The sequence below is a fragment of the Sphingomonas sp. GM_Shp_1 genome (assembly GCF_026540895.1).
In the GTDB taxonomy this organism is placed as follows: Bacteria; Pseudomonadota; Alphaproteobacteria; order Sphingomonadales; family Sphingomonadaceae; genus Sphingomonas.
Genome location: NZ_JALNUR010000012.1, coordinates 35189 through 54156, shown reverse-complemented (window position 1 = coordinate 54156; position 18968 = coordinate 35189). Strand labels below are relative to the sequence as shown.

Genomic DNA, 18968 nt, shown 5'->3' with positions numbered 1-18968 from the left:
GTCACTTGGCCTCCGGGCCGCCGAGGATCGGATGGACCAGCTGGCCGACCGCCAGGAAGCCACCCGCCGACCGCACCACCCGCTCATTGCCGTTCAGGCCCGAGGCGATGGTCACGCCATCGTCCGATACCTGACCGATCTTGATGTTGCGGCGCGCGACCTTGTTGTCGGGACCGACGATATACACGAAACTGCCCTTGTCGTCGCTCTGGATCGCCGAATCGGGCAGCATGGGCGCGCGGCCCGCGCCGCCGCGGATCGTCGCCGAGGCGAAGCCGCCCGGACGAAGTTCGGGACTGTAGGAGAGCGCGATTCGCGCGATGCCCTGGCGGGTCTGCGGATCGATGACCGGCGACACCTGCCACACCTCGCCCTTGAAGCTCCTGTCGCCGCCGACCGGGGTGACGGTGGCGGGCGAACCGACGGTCAGGCCGACCAGGTCCGATTCGGCGAGCTGCGCGCGAAGCTCCATCTGCCCGCCCATCGCCATGCGGAACAGCACCCCCGACCCTGAGCTGACGATCTGGCCCGGCTCGGCGGCGCGGGTCAGAATCAGCCCTTCGGCGGGCGCGCGGATGTCCAGGCGGCCGTTGCGCGCCTGCGCTTCCCTGTACGACGCCTGGGCCGCACGGACGCGTGCGGCGGCGGCGTTGCGGGTCGCCTCGCGCCGTTGCAGATCGGCCTTGGAGATGAAGCCGCGATCGACCAGCTGCTGCGCGCGGTCCAGTTCGGCCTGCGCGATCTGCTGGTCCGACTGCGCCACCGCGACCTGGGCGTTCAGCGCCGAGGCGGTCTGGGTCTGGACCGAGCGATCGACGGTCGCCAGCACCTGGCCCGCGCGGACCCACTGGCCCGGCTCGACCAGGACGCGGGTGATCATCCCCCCCTCGCCCGCGACGCCGACCGGCATTTCGCGCCGCGCGGCCAGCGTACCGGTGGCGGAAACGATGCGGCTGACCGCCTGCTGGCCGGGAACCACGACGGTGATGTTGGGCACCTGCGTTCCGCTGGAGGCGCCGGTGGCCGAATCATGCTTCTTGCCGCCGAGCAGATACCAGCCCGCCAGCGCCACGAGGGCGAGCACCACGACCACCGGAATCCAGCGCCGCCGTGCGGGCGCGGGTCCTTCCAGTGCCATATGGCCGCCGCCACCAATCGCCCCCGTTTCGTAATTCATGTTCGTCATCGATCCCCGATCCGCATCCTCATGTCGTGGCCACGCCTCAGATGCGCCTATTCGCCGCTGTATTATAGAAATACATCACTGCACTCAAGCGACTTTGCGTATGGGAGAATTAAGGCGGCTCTAAGATGCGCCGGACGCGTTCATCGCACGTTTCGGCGCGGTCGGCCAAAGGCTTTGCCAGCATCAAAGGGAGTTGATGATGAAATTATTCCTGTTTTCCGCCGCCTTGGCTCCGCTCGCCATGGCGTCGGGCGTCGCCGCCCAGTCGGTGCCCGCCCCGACCACGGTCGAGCCGCTGGTCCCGGCGGCGGGTACGATCCTCGACGTTTCGGCGGAGGGGCGCACGACGCGGGTGCCCGACCTGGCGACGATCCGCGCGGGCGTGGTCAGCCAGGGCGCGACCGCCGCCGCGGCGCTGAGCGACAATGCGCAGCGCATGGCGCGCGTGCTGGCGGCGGTGAAGCGGGCCGGCGTCGCCGACCGCGACATCCAGACCGCGACCGTCCAGCTTCAGCCGCAATATCGCTATGGCGAGAATGTCCCGCCAACCATCACTGGATATCAGGCGACCAACACGCTGAGCATCCGGTTCCGCGACATCGCCAAGTCCGGCACGGTGCTGGACGCGCTGGTGGCGCAGGGCGCCAACCAGATCGACGGCCCCAACCTGTCGATCGACAAGCCCGATGCCGCGCTGGACGAGGCGCGTACTGATGCCGTCGCCAAGGCCCGCGCGCGCGCCGAGCTTTATGCCAAGGCGGCGGGAATGCGCGTCGCGCGGATCGTGTCGATCACCGAGAACGGCGCGGACGCGGGTGGGCCGGAGCGGCCGATGATGATGGCACGCGCGATGGCCTCCGACGCCATGGCCAAGACCAGCATCGCGCCGGGTGAACGGGACGTGACGGTCAATGTCTCGGTCCGCTTCCTGCTGAACTGATCCGGCCCGCCCCCTCCGCCCGCGTGGCGGAGGGGGCATCGCCCATACCCGATATACGAAAAAGGGCCGCCCGGTTTCCCGGACGGCCCTTTTGATTCCGCTCAGAGCGAGTAAGTGCTTAGCGCACCCGACCGCGACGAACGAGGTTCACGATCGCCAGCAGGATGACGGCACCCAGCAGCGAAACGAGGAACGAGGTCAGCGTCAGACCCGCGTTGTTGATCGAACCACCCGAAAAGATCAGGCCGCCGATGAACGCGCCGACGATACCGACGACGATGTTCAGGAAAATGCCCTGCTGGGCGTCAGTGCGCATGATGATGCTGGCCAGCCAGCCAATGACACCACCGATGATAAGCCACAGGATAATACCCATTGTCTTTCCCTCCGTTGGGCCCGCGAGCGGGACACGGGGGGAAGACGTGCGAATGGCGGTTATTGTTCCGTGCCCGTACCATCAATTCGATGAAGCGTTTTCACATTGTCAACGATGCGATCGTTTTTAATTTCGTGCTCAGTATTTCTGCTGGCGCTCATAGAGCGAGCGATAATGCTGGATGCGGGTGACGCGCAGGCCCGGCATGCCCGACCGGTCGATCGCGCGCTGCCACCCGGCGAATTCCTCCACCGTAAGGCCATAGCGATCGCAGACTTCGTCGACCGAGAGGAGACCGCCGTTCACCGCCGCGACCACTTCCGCCTTGCGACGGACCACCCATCGGGTCGTGCTGGGCGGCGGGAGCGATTCGAGCGTCAGCGGTTCGCCGAGCGGCCCGATCACTTTCGCAGGACGGATCTTCTGGTTCTCGATCATCATACAACCTCACCGGGGCTCCCTACCCCATGTCGTCTGTAACGGCGGACCTGACACACGCGGTTGAACATCACCTAAAGTCGAAAGGTTAATGCTTTATTCACTCTTACTCCATCGGGCCAGATGACGCGCCATGGGGCCGTTGAACGCGCCGTCGAGCGGCGCGAACAACACGGGGTCCGCCGTGCCGCGAACGAATCCCGCCTGCACCGCCGCCGTCCGGCTGGCAGCCTGCCGGGCGGTCGCGCCGACCATCAACACCGCCAGATCGGGCGGCAGCACCGTCAGTTCGGCATCCCGGTCAAAGCGGTTGAAGCTCAGGTCCAAAAGCGCAATCCATCCCGATCGTGAACGACCCTGTTATCGGGCGGATATGAAAGTCGGGTAAAGGGCGGGGGCATTTTCCGCTTTTTCTTCGCCCGCAGGCCGCTCGTTCTTCGCCCGCAGGCCGCTCGTTCTTCGCCCGCAGGCCGCTCGCTTTGCAAGCCGCGCGCGAAAGGCGTATGGGGCGCGCATGGAGCAAATGGTGGACTTTCAGCTTGGGGGCGATCCTCGGGCGCGTCGGATCGTGGTGGCGATGTCGGGCGGCGTCGACAGCTCGGTCGTGGCGGCGCTCGCCCATGCGACCGGGGCCGAAACCATCGGCGTTACCCTGCAACTCTATGACCATGGCGAGGCGGTGGGCCGCGCCGGGGCCTGCTGCGCCGGGCGCGACATTCGCGACGCGCGCGCGGTGTGCGATCGCCTCGGCATCGCGCATTATGTCTTCGATCACGAAGACAGCTTCCGCACCCAGGTGGTCGACCGCTTCGCCGACGAATATCTCGCCGGGCGCACCCCCATACCGTGCGTCCAGTGCAATATGGGGCCGAAATTCACCGACCTGCTGAAGCTCGCCCGCGATCTGGGCGCGGACTGCCTGGCGACCGGCCATTATGTCCGCCGGATCGAGGGCCGGGGGGGCGCGGAACTGCATCGCGGGGCCGATCCCGCGCGCGACCAGAGCTATTTCCTGTTCGCCACCACGCAAGCGCAGTTGGACTTTCTGCGCTTCCCGCTGGGCGCCCTGCCCAAGTCGCGGGTGCGCGAGATCGCCGCCGAACTGTCCTTGAGCGTCGCGGCCAAGCCCGACAGCCAGGATATCTGCTTCGTCCCCGATGGCGATTATGCGGGGCTCGTGAAGAAATTGCGTCCGGAATCGGATACGCGCGGCGACATCGTCGACCTGGCGGGCGCGAAGCTGGGCGAGCATCGCGGGCTGATCCACTATACGGTCGGCCAGCGACGCGGGCTGGAGATCGGGGGCAGCCCCGAGCCGCTCTATGTCGTCCGGCTGGAGCCCGATACCAAGCGCGTCGTCGTCGGCCCGCGCACCGCGCTGGCGGTCGAGGCGGCGCGGCTTGCGGCCATGAACGTGCTGGGTCCGCTGGACGGCCCGCTCTTCGCCAAGGTCCGCTCGATGGCGAAGCCCGTGCCCGCCCGCATGGTCGGCGACCGGCTGGTCTTCGAAACGCCCGAATATGGCGTGTCGCCCGGCCAGGCGGCGGTGCTGTATGATGGCGACCGGGTGCTGGGCGGCGGCTGGATCGCGCAGACCGAGGCGGCACGCATCGCCGCCTGACGCGTTGTTCCGGCATGACCGGTCCTACCATCGAAGAGCTGCGCCACCGGATGGAGGCCGCCGCCGAACGCCTCGATTTCGAGGAAGCGCGGGCGCTGCGCGACCAGATCAACCTGTTGCGCGGCGGGGCGGAGGATATGGCGGTCGACACCAGCGGCCTGACCCGACAGCAACCCGGCGCAATGGGTCTGGGCACCAGCCAGTCCCGGCCGGAACGCCCCGAAGGCTGGGTGCCGCCCAAAAAGCCCGACCCGATGACCAAAGGACGCGGTCGGCGTCAGGGTTAAAGTTGGAGCGGGACGCGAAGAATATGTTCGCGCGGAGGCGCGGAGAACGCAGAGATGTCGTGCCCGAGGCGACACCAGTCCATTTTTGCCGTCCGATGATTTCGTGAGGCGCGCTGCTTCAGGAGCATATTTTCTCTGCGCCTCCGCGGCTCTGCGCGCAAAAAGGTTGGCGGCTTCGCTTAGAGCGGAATGACATCAGGTTGATCCACCCCTCCCCTTCAGGGGAGGGGCTCGGCTCAGGCCGATTCCATGTCATACGGCCACCTCGTTCAGCAGCATCTCCGCCTCACAAGCCTGCCGCCCCTATGCCGGTTCGTCCGGGACGAAGCGAAGCACCCCGGCCAGCCGTGACGGTTGGTGCGTGTCGCTGGGGTGGTTCACCCCGTCATTGACCGGAACCTCGGCGAAATCGAAGGGCGGCACCCCCTTCAGACAGGCGACGTTGACGCCATATTGATCGGGATTCGATCGCCGCTGATGATGGGTAGATGCCGCATCCGGCAACAGGAACAGGTGCAGCGCCGGACCGTGTCGAACCCCGCCGTCAGCTTCGCCTCGAAACGGACCGCCCCGCAATGGCAGCATCCCGGCACCATGTCGCTCATCCCGCTCATCCCTATCATCCCGCCCGCAGATCGAGCGCGAAGAACTGGTTATGCGGGCTGGGCGCATAGTCCGCGAACGCCTCGCACGGCACGAACCCCGCGCTGCGGTAGAGCGAGACGGCGGGCGCGTGGAGCGGGGCCGTGCCGGTTTCCAGGCTGAGGCGGTCATAGCCCCGCCCCCGTGCCTCGCCGACGATATGGACGAGCAGCGCGCGTCCCACGCCCTTGCCGCGCGCCTCTGGGGCGGCGCGCATCGACTTCACTTCGCCATGGCGCGGGTCGAGTTGCTTCAGCGCGCCGAAGCCGACCAGCGCCGCCCCCTCCCACGCCGTCCAGAAGGTCACCTCCGGTGCCGACAGGCCCGAGGCGTCGAGCGCGAAGGCATATTCTTCCATCACCCCCCGCAATTCGCGCAAATGGAGCGCCAGCAGATCGGCGACATAGGGTGCGTTCGGGTCGTCCTGCCTGATGTCCATCGGGTCCTCCTTGTCACCACCCCGCGACCGTATCGCGATCGCGGCGGGTGGCAAGGCCGCCAGGTTCAGCGCCCCGGCGCGAAGGCCGCGCGATAGGCGGGCTTCACCGCCGCCAGGACCACCCGCGTCACCGGCAGGGTCACCTCATAGCTGCCCTCCACATAGGAGCCCGCGACATAGGGGTCGGCGATCAACCCGATCCGGTCGATCGCCCGGCCGTTGCTCGATCCCAGCAACAGGGTCAGGTCCTTGAGCGGCGGGCAGGCGTTCATCGACGACAATTCCCCCCGGTTGCGCCGCATCTGCTCGGCCTTCAGGCGGGCGCAGTAATCGGTGCGGGTCGCGGCTTGCAGCGCAGCCTCCGAAACGAAGACCGACTTGGTCTCCAGCCGCCGCCCCGCCGCCTTGTCCCACAGCAGCGCCGAAGAGGCGGGCTGGCCATGCGCGCCGCCGGTGTAATGATAGCTGTCGCTCGACAGGCTGAGGAAACGGGACGTGTCCGTCACTTGCTTCCAGGTCTTCACATAGGAATAGGGACGGAAGGGGAAACCGGACGCCTTCGCCTCGCGCCGGTCCGACGCTGCATCACGCGCGGTTTTCCGGCGAATGGCGGCGGCCTCGGCGTCGAGCCTGTGCTTCAGGGCCGGAATGCGGCCCACGGCGGCGGGATAGTGATAGGTGAACTCATAATCCGCCGTCTTCGTCCGGATCGTCGCCACCTGCGCCGCCACCGGTCCGGCCACGCCCAACAGCGCCAGCGCGATGATCACCTTCCGCATCGTCCACTCCCTTCATGCGCCCTATGAGTGGACCAGCCGGGCTGTACGGACGATGACCGGCTCCCTGCGCCTTGTTCGGCGACCCGTGAGAACGTATATCGAACAAATGGCGCAACTCGACACCCGTGAGAAGCTGGCGATCCTGGCGGATGCCGCGAAATATGATGCGTCCTGCGCCTCGTCGGGGACGGCCAAACGCGACAGCCGCGACGGCAAGGGGATCGGCTCGACCGAGGGGATGGGCATTTGTCACGCCTATGCGCCCGATGGCCGCTGCATCTCGCTGTTGAAGATATTGCTGACCAACAGCTGCGTCTTCGACTGCCATTATTGCATCAACCGCAAATCCTCCAACGTTCGCCGCGCGCGCTTCACGGCGCAGGAGGTGGTGAACCTCACCCTCGCCTTTTATCGGCGCAATTATATCGAGGGGCTGTTCCTCTCCTCGGGTATCATCAAGTCCTCCAACTACACGATGGAGCAGATCGTCGAAGTTGCGCGATCCCTGCGCGAGGATCATGGCTTCCGCGGCTATATTCACCTGAAGACGATTCCCGACGCCGATCCCGAACTGGTCCGGCTGGCCGGGGTTCATGCCGACCGCGTGTCGATCAATGTCGAACTGCCCACGGTCGGCGGGTTGCGTCGCCTTGCGCCGGAAAAGGATGCGGGCCGGATCGAGGGCGCGATGGCCGAGGTGAAGACCGCGATCGACGACCGGCAGGACGCGGCCAAGAAGTACAAGTCCGCCCCCGGCTTCGCACCAGCGGGCCAGTCGACCCAGATGATCGTCGGCGCCGACGCCGCGACCGACCGCGACATCGTCGGGCGCGCGGCGACGCTCTACGACCGCTTTGCCTTACGTCGTGTCTATTATTCGGCGTTCAGCCCGATCCCGGACGCCTCCGCCGTGCTGCCCCTCCAGCGCCCGCCGCTGATGCGCGAACATCGACTCTATCAGTCCGACTGGCTGATGCGCTTCTACGACTATCAACCGCGCGAGGTTGCCGCCGCCGCCGACGAGGCGACGGGGATGCTGCCGCTCGACATCGATCCCAAGCTCGCCTGGGCATTGAAATTCCGTCAGAATTTTCCGGTCGATGTGAACCGTGCCCCGCGCGAGATGCTGCTGCGCGTACCCGGCCTGGGGGTGAAGGCGGTGGACCGGATCATCGCCAGCCGCAAATGGCGGCGGCTGCGGCTGGAGGATATCGCACGGCTGACCGTGTCGATCACCAAGCTGCGTCCCTTCCTGATCGCCGAGGACTGGCGCCCCGTCGCGCTGGCCGAGCGGGCGGACCTGAAACCGCTGGTCAAGCCCAGGACCGAACAGCTCGAACTCTTCGGCTGAGTGAGAGTGATTCGCGGGTGAAACGAGCGGCCGGTTTCGCCGTTGGGCTTCGCGAAGGAGACACAGCGATGGCGACCGCCGACATCTATACCGATCTGAAGCGCGATCACGACAAGCAGCGCGAAATGCTGAAAGAGCTCGCCGAACTGAAGGGGGATGGCGCCAAGCGCAAGAAGCTGTTCGAGGCGTTCCGCATCGAAATCCAGAGCCACGCCGCCGCCGAGGAGGAGTCGCTCTACGCCACCATGCTCGGCGAGCCCGAGTTGCGCGACGATGCGCGCCATTCGGTGTCCGAGCATAAGGAGATCGACGATCTGCTGGGCGAGATGATGGACCTCGATTTCGCGTCGGACGAGTGGGAATCCAAATTCTTCCACATGCGCCATCGCTATGAACATCATATCGACGAGGAAGAGGAAGAGATGTTCCCCGCCGCCGATAAGGAACTCGACGACGCGACCGAGCAGAAGCTGGCGGACATCTATGAGACGCGCAAGCCCATCGAGGCGAAGGAAGCCAAGGCCAACCCGCCCGGCGCGGACGAACGCGATTGATATTGGATGACCTTGATCCTCCCCGGCACGGGGAGGGGGACCATGCGAAGCATGGTGGAGGGGGAGAGCCGCAAAGGACGACCTATGTGGAGCCTCCCTTTCCGTCAGGCCTGCGGCCTGCCACCTCGCCGTACCGGGGAGGATCGGTGGGCGATTGCCGTTCATTGCCACTAACCCATGCGCATCGTCACCCTCCCCGCCCCCGATGATTTCGACGCCTGGCGCGACGCCGCGCGGGGACTGATCGCCGACAGCGTGCCGCCCGACCAGGTGGTGTGGCAGGTGGGCGAACGATCCGCCGACCTGTTCGGCGCGGTGGCGGAACAGGCCCCGGCCACAGATGCGCCGCGCTTTTCCGTGTCGCGTGGTTTCCTCGACCTCGCGCGCAGCGTCATCCTGTCCGACGACCCGGAGCGTTTCGCCCTGCTCCATACCGCGCTCGATCGGTTGCGGCGCCAGCCCCGGTTGATCGAGGATCAGGCCGATCCGCTGGTCCGCCGCCTCGATCGGCTGGCCAAGGCGGTGCGACGCGACATTCACAAGATGCGCGCCTTTCTCCGCTTTCGCGAAACCGAGGATGACGATGGCCCGCGCTATGTCGCCTGGTTCGAGCCCGAACATCATATCGTGCGCGCCAATGCGGCCTTTTTCGTCAACCGCTTTACCACGATGCGCTGGTCGATCCTGACGCCGGAGGTATCGCTCCACTGGGACGGCAAGACCCTGTCCGAAGGGCCCGGCGCCTCACGCGCCGACGCTCCCGAGGGCGATCCGACCGAGGCGGTGTGGAAGACCTATTATGCCAGCATCTTCAACCCCGCGCGCGTGAAGATCGGCGCGATGCTCAAGGAGATGCCGCGCAAATACTGGAAAAACATGCCCGAAACCGCGTTGGTCCCGCAACTGATCGCAGGCGCGCAGGCGCGGGAGACGGGCATGATCGACACCGCCAGAACGGATGTGCGGACGGGACGCGGCGGCAATGCGCAAAGCGCTTGGGCGGCGTTGCGGGACGAGGCGATGGGCTGCACCCGCTGCCCGCTTTACGCGCCCGCCACCCAGACGGTGTTCGGCGAAGGGCCGGTCGACGCGTCCCTGATGTTCGTCGGCGAGCAGCCCGGCGATCAGGAGGATCTGGCGGGCCATCCCTTCGTCGGCCCCGCCGGCCAGGTCTTCGACCGCGCGGTGGCGGACGCCGGGATCGACCGCGTGCGCGCCTATGTCACCAACGCGGTCAAGCATTTCAAATTCGAGCCGCGCGGCAAGCGCCGCATCCACAGTTCGCCCAATGCAGGCGAAATCCAGGCCTGTCGCTGGTGGGTGGAGCAGGAACGACTGCTGGTCCAGCCGCAGGTGACGGTGGCGCTGGGCGCGACCGCGGCGCGATCGCTGTTCGGCAAGGTCATGACCATCGGACGCGAGCGGGGCAAAGCGTTGACCCTGCCCGATGGCGGCATGGCCTTCATCACCGTCCATCCGAGCTACCTGCTCCGCCTGCCCGATCCGGAGGCCAAGAAGGTGGAATATGCGCGGTTCGTGGAGGACCTGAAACTGGCGGCCACGGCGCTACCGTCCTGACCGTTGTCGTCCATCGGTTTTCCCGACATATCGCGGCGATGCTGTCGCGACTGGTCCACCGATTCCGCCGAAAGCCTCCTGCCCATCCGCCGGAAAGACGGGGCGAGGCGAACTTGCTGGTCAAGCCCACCTGCCCCGACTTGGCCCGTGTCATGCCGGTCATCCTGCCGTTGGAACTTCTCGACATGGCATGGCCGGGGCCGATCGTCCGGATCGGCACGCTGCCCTTTGCGATGGCGTGGGCGGACTGCGTCGAGGGAAATAAATTCTTCTATGTCACGGCGGACGAAGCGCAGGCGTGGGACGAGGCGGACATCGACTGGCGGGCGATCGCTTTCGACAATCTGTCGCGTCTGGCCAGGCGCCAACCGGCATCGGGCCGCAAAGATGACGAGCACGGACGTCCGTTCGTCATGGTCATGCTGCATCCGGATGCGTTGGGGCCCTCCCGGCTATTGGTGCCGCATCTGTTCGACGAAATACTCGGCCCCGATTACCAGGTCGCCATCCCGGAGCGGACCTGCGCGATCGCCTTTCGGCGTGAGTTGACGCCCGCCCAGGCGGCCGACATCACGGCCATGATCGGCGGCTGTTACCGGCATGGCACCGAACCCATGAGCCCGGAGCGGTTCGACGCGCGAGCATTCTGGAGCCCCGACGCCCGCTAGGCCGGATCGACATTCAGATATGCCCTTCTTTTCCCTCGCCCCTCATAGAGGGGAGAGGGTTGCGCAGACTTAGGCTTTGCACAGCAAAGGCTTAGTCGGAGCTGGGTGAGGGGTGCTGCGCTCGCGCAGGGGAGCACGCAAGCCTGCGGCCCGCTCAACCCCTCACCCAAGCTGCGCTAGCCAGCAGGCTGGCAAGCTCCGCTAACCCTCTCCCCTATCTAGGGGAGAGGGAAGAGGGGCGTATCTGCGGGCAGCACGCTGTCGTCACATCTCCCTGGGATCAGGCCCGATGCGTCCATCCGGATCGTCGAGCGCGTCGAGCGCGGCGATATCCTCATCGTCCAGCCTCAGGTCGCTGGCCGCGAAATTGTCCGCCATATGCGCCGCATCCGCAGCCTTGGGGATCACCGACAGGCCATGCGCCAGATGCCAGGCGAGTACCACCTGCGCCGCCGAACGGCCATGCTTCTGTGCGATTGCGACGATCTCGGGGCGTTGCAGCAAATCCCCACCCCGCCCCAACGGGCTCCAGCTTTGGGTGACGATGCCCTTAGCCTCGTGATAGGCGCGCGCCTCGCGCTGCTGGAAGCGGGGGTGGAGTTCGATCTGGTTGACCACGGGCACCACACCGGTCGCGTCGATGATCCGGTCGAGATGCTCAGGCAGAAAGTTCGACACGCCGATCGACTTCGCCTTGCCCGCGTCGCGCAAGCCGATCAGGCTCCGCCACGCCTCGACATAGGCATCCTCGGCGGGCACCGGCCAGTGGATCAGATACAGGTCCGCCGCCTCGACGCCCAGTAGCGCCAGGCTCTCGTCCAGCGCCGCCTCGGCATCACGGTGGCGGTCGTTCCACAGCTTGGTGGTCAGGAAGACGTCGGCATCGCGCAGACCGTCGCCCACCCCGCGCTCATTGCCATAGATGGCGGCGGTGTCGACCAGTCCGTATCCAGTATCGAGCCCGCGTCGCACCACCAGCGCGACCTGCGAATCGGGAATTTGATAGGTGCCCAGCCCCAATCGGGGCATGGACCGGCCGTCGTTCAGGGTCAGCATGGTCATGGCGTCCCAAACCGACCGATGCGCGCGCCGGTTCCGATTGACCCCCGCCCCCCGATCGCGCAAGTCGCTGGCCCCATGGTCGAGCATATTCTTTCCGCGCTGGCGAGCTTCGCCATCTGGGTGATTTCCACCGGTGGCTATCTGGGCATCATGCTGCTGATGGCGATCGAGAGCGCCTGCATCCCGCTGCCCTCCGAGATCATCATGCCGTTCGCGGGCTATCTGGTATCGACCGGACAGTTCAATCTCTACCTCGCCGCGACGGCCGGGGCGCTGGGGTGCAACCTCGGCTCGATCGTCGCCTATGAGATCGGCAAGCGCGGCGGGCGTCCGGTGGCGGAGCGCTGGGGCAAATATCTGCTGATCGGGCCGGGCGAGTTGGACGCGGCCGACCGGTTCTTCGCACGCTATGGTTCGATCGCGGTGCTGATCGGGCGGCTGCTGCCCGTCATCCGCACCTTCATCGCCTTTCCGGCGGGGGTGGCGCGGATGAAGCTCGTTCCCTTCCACCTCTATACGTTCCTCGGCAGCTGGCCCTTCTGCCTGGTCCTGGCGATCGTCGGGCGCGAATTGGGCGAGAAATGGGATTCGGACCCGCGCGTAAAAGCCTTTTTCCACCGCGCCGACCTGGCGATCGGGATCGTGCTGGTCGTGCTGATCGGCCTTTATGTCTGGCACCGGGTGCGCGGACTCAAACGCGCGCAGGACTGAACCAGCCACAGCGACAAGGGGACGGCCAGCAGGGCCCATAGCGCCAGGCCGTTCCACGGGGTCCATCCCCACCATTCGGACGCGACGGTGTGAAGGTCGCCGAAGCGGAAATGCTGCTGGATCACCGCCTCCCACCAGGCCCAGCGGAACGGCGGCGGCGCGAAGATCTCCGCCGCCGCGATGGTCAGGTTGATGCCGATCGACACCAGCAGGAAGGCGACATTCACGCCGCGCAGCCAAAGCGACCGCGTCGCCGCCCAGAAGGGTGCGAGGCCCAGCGCCGCCACACCCGCCAGCGGCATGGCATGGCGCGGGCCGGTCGCATTGCCGCCGTCCCAATAGACATAGGCCGCATTGACCAGCAACGCGACCAGCGCCACCCCGCCCGCCGTCAGCGCCAAGCCGCGCGTCTCCCGCTCCTCCCCCAGCCGCCACAGCCCGAAGGGTGCCAAGACCAGGATCGGCGCGACCCAGATCAGCCCGCGCGTCGGCCCCACCAATATCGCCAACAGCACGCGCCGATCCGGGGCGGTCAGGCCGAACAGCCCCCGGTTCATCCCCTCGAACCCGACCACGCCCGAATAGCCGATGCGGAACACCGTCCCGAACGCGAAGAGATTATAGGCGAGCAGCGGCAGCAGCCCGATCAGCCCGCCCGCGATCAACTGCCATAGCGCCCTGGGGTCACGGCGATGACGCCATAGCGCCCATAGCCCGATCAGCGATCCCGCCAGCACCGCCTGATACTCGACCACCACGGCCCAGCCCAGAGCGAGCCCCGCCACCGCCAGCCATCGCCCTCCCCCGCGCGCGACGGCGGCCAGCGCGATGAGGAACAGCGCCGCGACGCTGGCATGGCCGAGCAGGGTCGTGGCGTAGCCCCAGATCGGCGTCCCCAGCGCATAGCCCAGCGCGGCGAACAGCCCCGCGCCCGCCTGCCCCGTCACACGCCGGCCCAGGTCGAACAACAGGACCGCGGCGATCGCGGTCAGCAGCGCCGAGCCCAGGGCCGCAGCGACCCGCGTCCGCAACCGAAGATAACGGACAAAGCCATCGTCCCCGGCCGATATCAGATGCCGGTCCGCCCGGTCCCCGGTGATCGCATCGACCATCGCCACGGCGGGCAACGCCATCAGGGTCATGCCCGGCGCCTTGTCGAGATAGACATGGTCCCCGAACTGCGCCTTATCGATCGTCAGCGGCGCCATCGGGTCGATCGTCGCGGTGCCGTTCTCCACCATGCGGATCGTGGCGAACAATCGGGTGGCGTTGTTGGGGTTCAGCTCCCACGACCCGAACCAGCTCGCGGAGAACCAGACCAGCAGGAAGAGCCCGATCCGGATGCCGCTCAAGCCCTTGCCCCTTGTCATCGCCTTCCCTTCGCTCCGCCGCCGCTATCGCCCCCTTCCCTCCCCTGCAAGGGGAGGAATGAGCGGCCCTATCCCGCCGGGATGGGCAGTGTGCTGGTCGATTTGATTTCCGACAGTGCGACGGTCGAGTTGATTTCCTGCACCCCGGGCAGGTTCGACAGTCGCTCGAAGAACAGCCGCTCATAGGATTCGATGTCCGCCGCGACGATGCGCAGCATGAAGTCGACCGAGCCCATCAGGACGTGGCACTCCATCACCTCGGGGATGTCGCGGATCGCGGCGGCGAATTCGTCGAGATTGGCGCGGCCATGGGCATTCAGCTTCACCTGCGCGAAGATCTGCGCCTTCAGCCCGACCTTCGCGCGATCGACCAGCGCCACCCGCCGCTTGATGATCCCGTCGCGCTCCAACCGGTCGATCCGCCGCCAGCAGGGCGAGGCGGACAGACCGACCACTTCGGCGATGGCGGCGGTGGACAGGCTGGCATCCTCCTGAAGCAGAGCGAGGATACGCCGTTCCCATATATCGAGATCGTGCGGCATGACTATCCTCGTATGATGCGTTCATAGGTGTATTCAACCGGAAATAGCGCATCCAGCCATGCAATTCGGCCAGTTTCGCCTCGCATCCTGCGCTATCACTCCCCTCGTCAGACCATTCAGGGATCACCGCATGTCGTTCACCGCCCAACATCACCAGGATCTGCCGCCCGAAGAGGTGGTGACATTCTATGACCGGGAAAGCGGCGCGCGGGGGATCATCGCGCTCCATTCCACCACCCTGGGGCCGGCGGCGGGCGGGTGTCGGCTGTGGCGCTATCCCGATCACCACACCGCCACGCTGGACGCGCTGCGGCTGGCCGAGGGGATGGCGCTCAAGAACGCGCTGGCCGAACTACCCTTTGGCGGGGGCAAGGCGGTGATCTGCCTGCCCGATGGACCGTTCGACCGGGCCGCGCTGTTCCGCACGTTCGGCAGGCAAGTCGCCGCGCTCAAGGGCCGCTATGTCACCGCCGAGGATGTCGGCACCAGCGTCGCCGACATGAGCGAAGTCGCCACCCAGACCCGCCATGTCGCGGGGCTTCCGGCCAAGGGGGCGCAGCCGGGTGGCGATCCGTCGCCCTGGACCGCGCTGGGTGTGATGCAGGCGATGCAGGTCGCCGTCCGCCACCGGCTGGGCGCGGAGCTGTCCGACGTGACCGTGGCGGTGCAGGGACTGGGCCATGTCGGCTATGCCCTGTGCGAATTGCTGCACGAGGCGGGGGCCAAGCTGATCGTCGCCGAACCGCGCAGCGAGGTCGCGGCGCGCGCCGCCGACCGGTTCGGCGCGATGGTGATGAGCAGCCGCGCGCTGCTGTCGGCGCGGGTCGATGTACTGGCGCCCTGCGCGCTCGGCGGCGTGCTGAATGCCAAAAGCGTGGCGGAACTGAAGGCCAGCGTGGTGTGCGGCGCGGCCAACAACCAGCTGGTCGATGACGACATGGCGCAGCGCCTGGCCGAGCGCGGCGTGCTGTACGCGCCCGACTTCCTCGTCAATGCGGGCGGTATCGTCAATGTCGCGGGCGAATATCTGAGCTGGCGCAAGCCCGAGGTTCGCCGTCGCGTCCTGGCGATCGGCGCCCGGATGAAGACCGTGCTCGCCCGGGCCGAGCGGTCCGGGCTGACCCCGCACCATGCCGCGCGTGGAATCGCGCGGGACCGTATCGCGCAGAGCCCGCGGGTGCAGGCGGAGGCGGCCTGACCCATGGCCTTTGACTTCGCTCAGGCCGAACGGAGGGTGGGAGGGTATCCCAACCCCCGTTCAGCCTGAGCGAAGTCAAAGCGCACGCCCCGCTCCATGAGCACATTTCCTCCCCTGTAAGGGGAGGGGGACCATGCGCAGCATGGTGGAGGGGTGTCCCCGCTATCGAGAGGGCAACACCCCTCCGTCAGGCCTTCGGCCTGCCACCTCCCCTTGCAGGGGAGGAATAGGGGTCAATCATCAAGGATTTTGCGGTTCCTCGTCCCGCTTACGCTGGGCATTGACCGCGCGGTTCTCTCTTGCGCGCTGGACGAAGCAGCCCGTCGCGCCGCCCGCGCCGACCGCCGAGCAACTGCCGATGCTGTTCACACCGGTGCCCTCGTTGAGCGTACCGGTCGCGCGCGCGGCCCAGCTTTCATTCTCGGGCGTCACCTGAAGCTCGCGAAGCTCCTTGGGGACGCGGAACTGTTCCTCGGCGCTGCGGCGGACGCAGACGACGATCTCGTTGCCATTGGTGTCGGTCGGGCAGCGTTCGTTGCCGAACAGCGTCAGCACGCCGTTGACCGGCGCATTGCGCGAGACCTCACCCGGCCCCTCGATCGGCTTGGCCTTGATCGCGCCCGGTGCCGCTACCTGCTGCGCCATGACGGGGCCGCCCGCCGTAACCATCGCCAAGCCCGCCAGCGCTGTCGCGCGCCATGAACGGTGGAACATCCTCTCTCTCCCGCTCGTCCGAAGTCAGACCCGCTTGGCCGCGGCGATCGCGACCTTGCAGCCTGCCCGGATCAATCCATACAGCACCGGATAGGCGATCGCCTCCTCCGCGCCCGCGCCCAGCGCATGGTCGCGATGCTCCAGTTCCTCGGCCTGGAAATCGGCGATCGCGTTCGACAATTCGGGGTCGCTGTCGCCCAGTTCGTCGAGCTGTGCCTGATAATGTTTGTCGATCTCGGTCTCGACCGCCGCGGTGCAGGCCATCGCCGCCTTGGGGCTGATGGCGGCGGTGATCGCGCCCAGCGCGAAACCCGCCTTGTCCCAGAAGGGCTGGAACAAGGTCGGGCGTACCCGGCGCTCGGCGATCATCCGGTCGAAGAAGGCGCGGTGGCGCTCCTCCTGCTCGGCCATATGGTGGATGGCGCGGGCAAAGGGATGCCGGTCGCCCAGCACCGCGAGCTGCCCCGCATAGATGCGGGTCGCGCCATATTCCCCGGCCTGGTCCACCCGGACCATCGCCTTCATCGGTTCGCGCCGGTCGCCCGGCATCCAGCGAAGCTGGCTCATCGCGCCTTCCTCATCAACACCAGGATCGCCGCCGCGCCGCCCAGCGAGAAGATCGCGTTGAACCCGGCCAGCGAAATCCCGCCCAGGGTCCATTGCGCCACGTCGCAGCGAATGACCGGCGCCTTCAAAATGGCGTTCAGCCGGTCGGCGGCGGTGCCACCCGTGAAATCCACCGTCGAGGTGCAGGCGGTAAAGCCCTGCCACCAGCCATATTCGACCCCGGCATGGGCGACACCGATGGCCCCCGACACTGCGATCAACAACGCGGCAAGGATGACAAGCGATCCCCGGATGCTGCGCTGGGCCACGAAGAAGGCGGCGAAGGCGGGCACCAGCGCGGCGTAATGCGGCCAGCGCTGCCAATGGCACATCTCGCAGGGGTAGAGGCCGCCGAACAACTGGCTGCCCCAGGCCCCGGCAAGCAGCGCCAGCGGCAGGAAGAAAGCGATCAGGTTCGCCCGGGTCTCGTTGCGGGTGCGGGGAGTGCTCATCGTCACTTCACCGGCGGCTTGGTGGCGGCGGCGACCTGCGCGGGTCCGCCCAGCCGTGCGACGGTCTTCAGCGCATAGTAAAGCTGGAAGTCCTCGACCCCCTGCTTCTTCAGCGCATCCGGCGTCATCGCGAAGCGCGGATCGTCCTTGGTATCCTCTTCCAGGATCGCGTTGTCGGCCTTCACCTCGTTGATCAGGTGGCGGCGCAGATCGGCCTCGCGGAAGACGGGGCGCGTCTTGTAATCGGGGTCGGAAATCTGCGGCACCTTGATGTCCGGCTCGATCCCGCCCTCCTGCACCGACCGGCCCGAGGGGGTGTAGTAGCGCGCGGTGGTCAGGCGAAGCGCCGTCTCCGGCCCCAGCGGCAGCAGCGTCTGGACCGACCCCTTGCCGAAGCTGCGCTCACCCATCACCAGCGCGCGGTGATGATCCTGAAGCGCGCCCGCGACAATCTCCGACGCCGAGGCGGTGCCGGAGTTGGTCAGCACGATCACCGGCAGGCCATGCGCATCGTCGCCGGGCTTGGCATAATAGCGCTCGATATCCGACTTTTCACGCCCGCGCTGCGACACGATCTCGCCATGGTCGAGAAAGGCGTCGCTGACCGCGATGGCCTGGGTCAGCAACCCGCCGCCATTGTCGCGCAGATCGACGACATAGCCCAGCGGCCGGTGGCCCAGCGCCTTGTCGATCGCCATGATCGCCGCGCGCGTGTCGGCGCCGGTATTTTCGGAGAAGGTGTTGATGTTGATATAGCCGACATCGCCCTTCACCTCCCATTTGACCGGACGCTGGACAATGACCTCGCGCACCAGGGTCAGCTCGATCGGCTTGTCGCGGCCGGGGCGAACGATGGTCAGCTTGATCTTGGTGCCGGGCTTGCCGCGCATCTGGCCGATCGCCTCGTCCAGCGACTGGCCATAGATCAGCTTGCCGTCGATATGGGTGATGTAATCGCCCGACTTGACCCCCGCGCGGCCCGCCGGCGTATCCTCCTGCGGCGCGATGACCTTGATCGCGCCATCCTCCATCGAGACGGTCAGGCCCAGGCCGCCATAATTGCCCTCGGTCTGGATCTTGAGATTGTCGAAGTCGAGTGCGTCGACATAGCTGCTATGCGGGTCGAGTGCCGCCAGCATCCCCTGGATCGCGCCCTTGATCAGCGTGTCGTCGTCGACCTTGTCGACATAATCGGCCTTGATCCGGTTATAGACGTCGAGGAACCGGTCGAACTGGCGGACGGTCGAGCTGTCCACCGCCGCCATCGCGGAGGTCGTGATCGGCACCATGGCCAGCGCGCCGACGATGGCAGTAGCAGTCAGAAGCGGACGTTTCGGAAACGAGAGCCGTGGGAACGAGCTGGGCATCGAGGGTCCTGGACCAGAAAAGCGAACCGCCTGTGTAGCGGGAAGCCGACGGCAATCAAAGCGCAACCGTGCTGAACGGCGGCTGAG

Annotated in this window: 23 protein-coding genes; 9 read left to right on the top strand and 14 right to left on the bottom strand. The window is 66.6% G+C overall.

Features of this window, described 5'->3' with window-relative positions:
- Position 1: 1 nt before the first annotated feature.
- A complete protein-coding gene (locus OXQ33_RS08360) occupies positions 2-1177 on the bottom strand; it encodes an efflux RND transporter periplasmic adaptor subunit (protein WP_267434256.1) in 1176 nt (391 codons plus the stop codon).
- 208 nt (positions 1178-1385) lie between these two features.
- Here OXQ33_RS08360 and OXQ33_RS08355 point away from each other — a divergent pair, with 208 nt between their 5' ends.
- Positions 1386-2126 carry an SIMPL domain-containing protein gene (locus OXQ33_RS08355; protein WP_267434255.1) on the top strand — a complete coding sequence of 247 codons (741 nt, stop codon included), beginning with the start codon at positions 1386-1388 and terminating at the stop codon, positions 2124-2126.
- 118 nt (positions 2127-2244) lie between these two features.
- Here OXQ33_RS08355 and OXQ33_RS08350 read toward each other — a convergent pair whose 3' ends face one another.
- The 3 genes from OXQ33_RS08350 to OXQ33_RS08340 all read right to left on the bottom strand — a co-directional run bounded on the left by OXQ33_RS08350 (position 2245) and on the right by OXQ33_RS08340 (position 3267).
- A complete protein-coding gene (locus OXQ33_RS08350) occupies positions 2245-2502 on the bottom strand; it encodes a GlsB/YeaQ/YmgE family stress response membrane protein (RefSeq protein WP_267434219.1) in 258 nt (85 codons plus the stop codon).
- 138 nt (positions 2503-2640) lie between these two features.
- Positions 2641-2940 carry a DUF1153 domain-containing protein gene (locus tag OXQ33_RS08345; protein WP_267434254.1) on the bottom strand — a complete coding sequence of 100 codons (300 nt, stop codon included), beginning with the start codon at positions 2938-2940 and terminating at the stop codon, positions 2641-2643.
- Positions 2941-3036: 96 nt separating this feature from the next.
- Positions 3037-3267: a hypothetical protein gene (locus tag OXQ33_RS08340; RefSeq protein ID WP_267434218.1), complete on the bottom strand. Its 231-nt coding sequence runs from the start codon at positions 3265-3267 to the stop codon at positions 3037-3039.
- 196 nt (positions 3268-3463) lie between these two features.
- On the opposite strand from OXQ33_RS08340, the gene mnmA reads away from it, so the two are divergent.
- Positions 3464-4561 (top strand): tRNA 2-thiouridine(34) synthase MnmA, encoded by a 1098-nt coding sequence (gene mnmA / locus OXQ33_RS08335; RefSeq protein ID WP_267434253.1) that lies wholly within the window; start codon positions 3464-3466, stop codon positions 4559-4561.
- A gap of 14 nt (positions 4562-4575) precedes the next feature.
- Positions 4576-4848 (top strand): UvrB/UvrC motif-containing protein, encoded by a 273-nt coding sequence (locus tag OXQ33_RS08330; RefSeq protein ID WP_267434217.1) that lies wholly within the window; start codon positions 4576-4578, stop codon positions 4846-4848.
- A 303-nt stretch (positions 4849-5151) separates the two neighbouring features.
- Here the strand turns inward: OXQ33_RS08330 and OXQ33_RS08325 are convergent, their stop codons facing one another.
- The 3 genes from OXQ33_RS08325 to OXQ33_RS08315 form a co-directional block, all read right to left on the bottom strand.
- Positions 5152-5433 (bottom strand): hypothetical protein, encoded by a 282-nt coding sequence (locus OXQ33_RS08325; RefSeq protein ID WP_267434216.1) that lies wholly within the window; start codon positions 5431-5433, stop codon positions 5152-5154.
- Positions 5434-5467: 34 nt separating this feature from the next.
- The gene (locus OXQ33_RS08320) at positions 5468-5929 is read right to left on the bottom strand and encodes a GNAT family N-acetyltransferase (RefSeq protein WP_267434215.1); all 462 of its coding nucleotides are present in this window, start codon (positions 5927-5929) and stop codon (positions 5468-5470) included.
- A gap of 65 nt (positions 5930-5994) precedes the next feature.
- Positions 5995-6708 carry a DUF4163 domain-containing protein gene (locus OXQ33_RS08315; protein ID WP_267434214.1) on the bottom strand — a complete coding sequence of 238 codons (714 nt, stop codon included), beginning with the start codon at positions 6706-6708 and terminating at the stop codon, positions 5995-5997.
- A 106-nt stretch (positions 6709-6814) separates the two neighbouring features.
- Here OXQ33_RS08315 and OXQ33_RS08310 point away from each other — a divergent pair, with 106 nt between their 5' ends.
- The 4 genes from OXQ33_RS08310 (at position 6815) to OXQ33_RS08295 (ending at position 10859) form a co-directional block, all read left to right on the top strand.
- The gene (locus OXQ33_RS08310) at positions 6815-8059 is read left to right on the top strand and encodes a putative DNA modification/repair radical SAM protein (protein WP_267434213.1); all 1245 of its coding nucleotides are present in this window, start codon (positions 6815-6817) and stop codon (positions 8057-8059) included.
- A 68-nt stretch (positions 8060-8127) separates the two neighbouring features.
- A complete protein-coding gene (locus OXQ33_RS08305) occupies positions 8128-8613 on the top strand; it encodes a hemerythrin domain-containing protein (RefSeq protein ID WP_267434212.1) in 486 nt (161 codons plus the stop codon).
- A 177-nt stretch (positions 8614-8790) separates the two neighbouring features.
- The gene (locus tag OXQ33_RS08300; protein ID WP_267434211.1) at positions 8791-10191 is read left to right on the top strand and encodes a UdgX family uracil-DNA binding protein; all 1401 of its coding nucleotides are present in this window, start codon (positions 8791-8793) and stop codon (positions 10189-10191) included.
- A 113-nt stretch (positions 10192-10304) separates the two neighbouring features.
- Entirely contained in the window at positions 10305-10859 is a 555-nt protein-coding gene (locus tag OXQ33_RS08295) for a hypothetical protein (protein WP_267434210.1), read from the top strand.
- Between the two features lie 264 nt (positions 10860-11123).
- On the opposite strand, the gene OXQ33_RS08290 is transcribed toward OXQ33_RS08295, so the two are convergent.
- Positions 11124-11921 carry an aldo/keto reductase gene (locus OXQ33_RS08290; protein ID WP_267434209.1) on the bottom strand — a complete coding sequence of 266 codons (798 nt, stop codon included), beginning with the start codon at positions 11919-11921 and terminating at the stop codon, positions 11124-11126.
- Positions 11922-11996: 75 nt separating this feature from the next.
- Between OXQ33_RS08290 and OXQ33_RS08285 the strand changes: the two genes are divergently transcribed.
- Complete coding sequence (locus OXQ33_RS08285; protein WP_042483974.1) at positions 11997-12632, top strand: DedA family protein; 636 nt, start codon at positions 11997-11999, stop codon at positions 12630-12632.
- Here OXQ33_RS08285 and OXQ33_RS08280 read toward each other — a convergent pair.
- Together OXQ33_RS08280 and OXQ33_RS08275 are read right to left on the bottom strand one after the other, a co-directional pair.
- Positions 12587-14002: a glycosyltransferase family 39 protein gene (locus tag OXQ33_RS08280; protein WP_267434208.1), complete on the bottom strand. Its 1416-nt coding sequence runs from the start codon at positions 14000-14002 to the stop codon at positions 12587-12589. The two genes, OXQ33_RS08285 and OXQ33_RS08280, sit on opposite strands and share 46 nt — an antisense overlap.
- Before the next feature lie 68 nt (positions 14003-14070).
- Positions 14071-14544: an Lrp/AsnC family transcriptional regulator gene (locus tag OXQ33_RS08275; RefSeq protein WP_267434207.1), complete on the bottom strand. Its 474-nt coding sequence runs from the start codon at positions 14542-14544 to the stop codon at positions 14071-14073.
- Positions 14545-14674: 130 nt separating this feature from the next.
- Between OXQ33_RS08275 and OXQ33_RS08270 the strand changes: the two genes are divergently transcribed.
- On the top strand, positions 14675-15742 hold the full coding sequence (locus OXQ33_RS08270) for a Glu/Leu/Phe/Val dehydrogenase dimerization domain-containing protein (protein WP_267434206.1): 1068 nt from the start codon (positions 14675-14677) through the stop codon (positions 15740-15742).
- A gap of 240 nt (positions 15743-15982) precedes the next feature.
- On the opposite strand, the gene OXQ33_RS08265 is transcribed toward OXQ33_RS08270, so the two are convergent.
- From OXQ33_RS08265 to OXQ33_RS08250, 4 genes are read right to left on the bottom strand one after another with little or no spacing between them, the layout of a single operon-like run.
- Positions 15983-16456, bottom strand: coding sequence for a hypothetical protein (locus OXQ33_RS08265; RefSeq protein WP_267434205.1), 474 nt, complete (start codon positions 16454-16456; stop codon positions 15983-15985).
- Between the two features lie 24 nt (positions 16457-16480).
- Positions 16481-17023, bottom strand: a complete 543-nt coding sequence (locus OXQ33_RS08260; protein WP_267434204.1) for a demethoxyubiquinone hydroxylase family protein — start codon at positions 17021-17023, stop codon at positions 16481-16483.
- Positions 17020-17514, bottom strand: coding sequence for a disulfide bond formation protein B (locus tag OXQ33_RS08255; RefSeq protein ID WP_267434203.1), 495 nt, complete (start codon positions 17512-17514; stop codon positions 17020-17022). The genes OXQ33_RS08260 and OXQ33_RS08255 overlap by 4 nt, the downstream gene beginning before the upstream one ends.
- 2 nt (positions 17515-17516) lie before the next feature.
- Positions 17517-18803 carry a S41 family peptidase gene (locus OXQ33_RS08250; RefSeq protein WP_267434202.1) on the bottom strand — a complete coding sequence of 429 codons (1287 nt, stop codon included), beginning with the start codon at positions 18801-18803 and terminating at the stop codon, positions 17517-17519.
- Positions 18804-18968 lie beyond the last annotated feature (165 nt).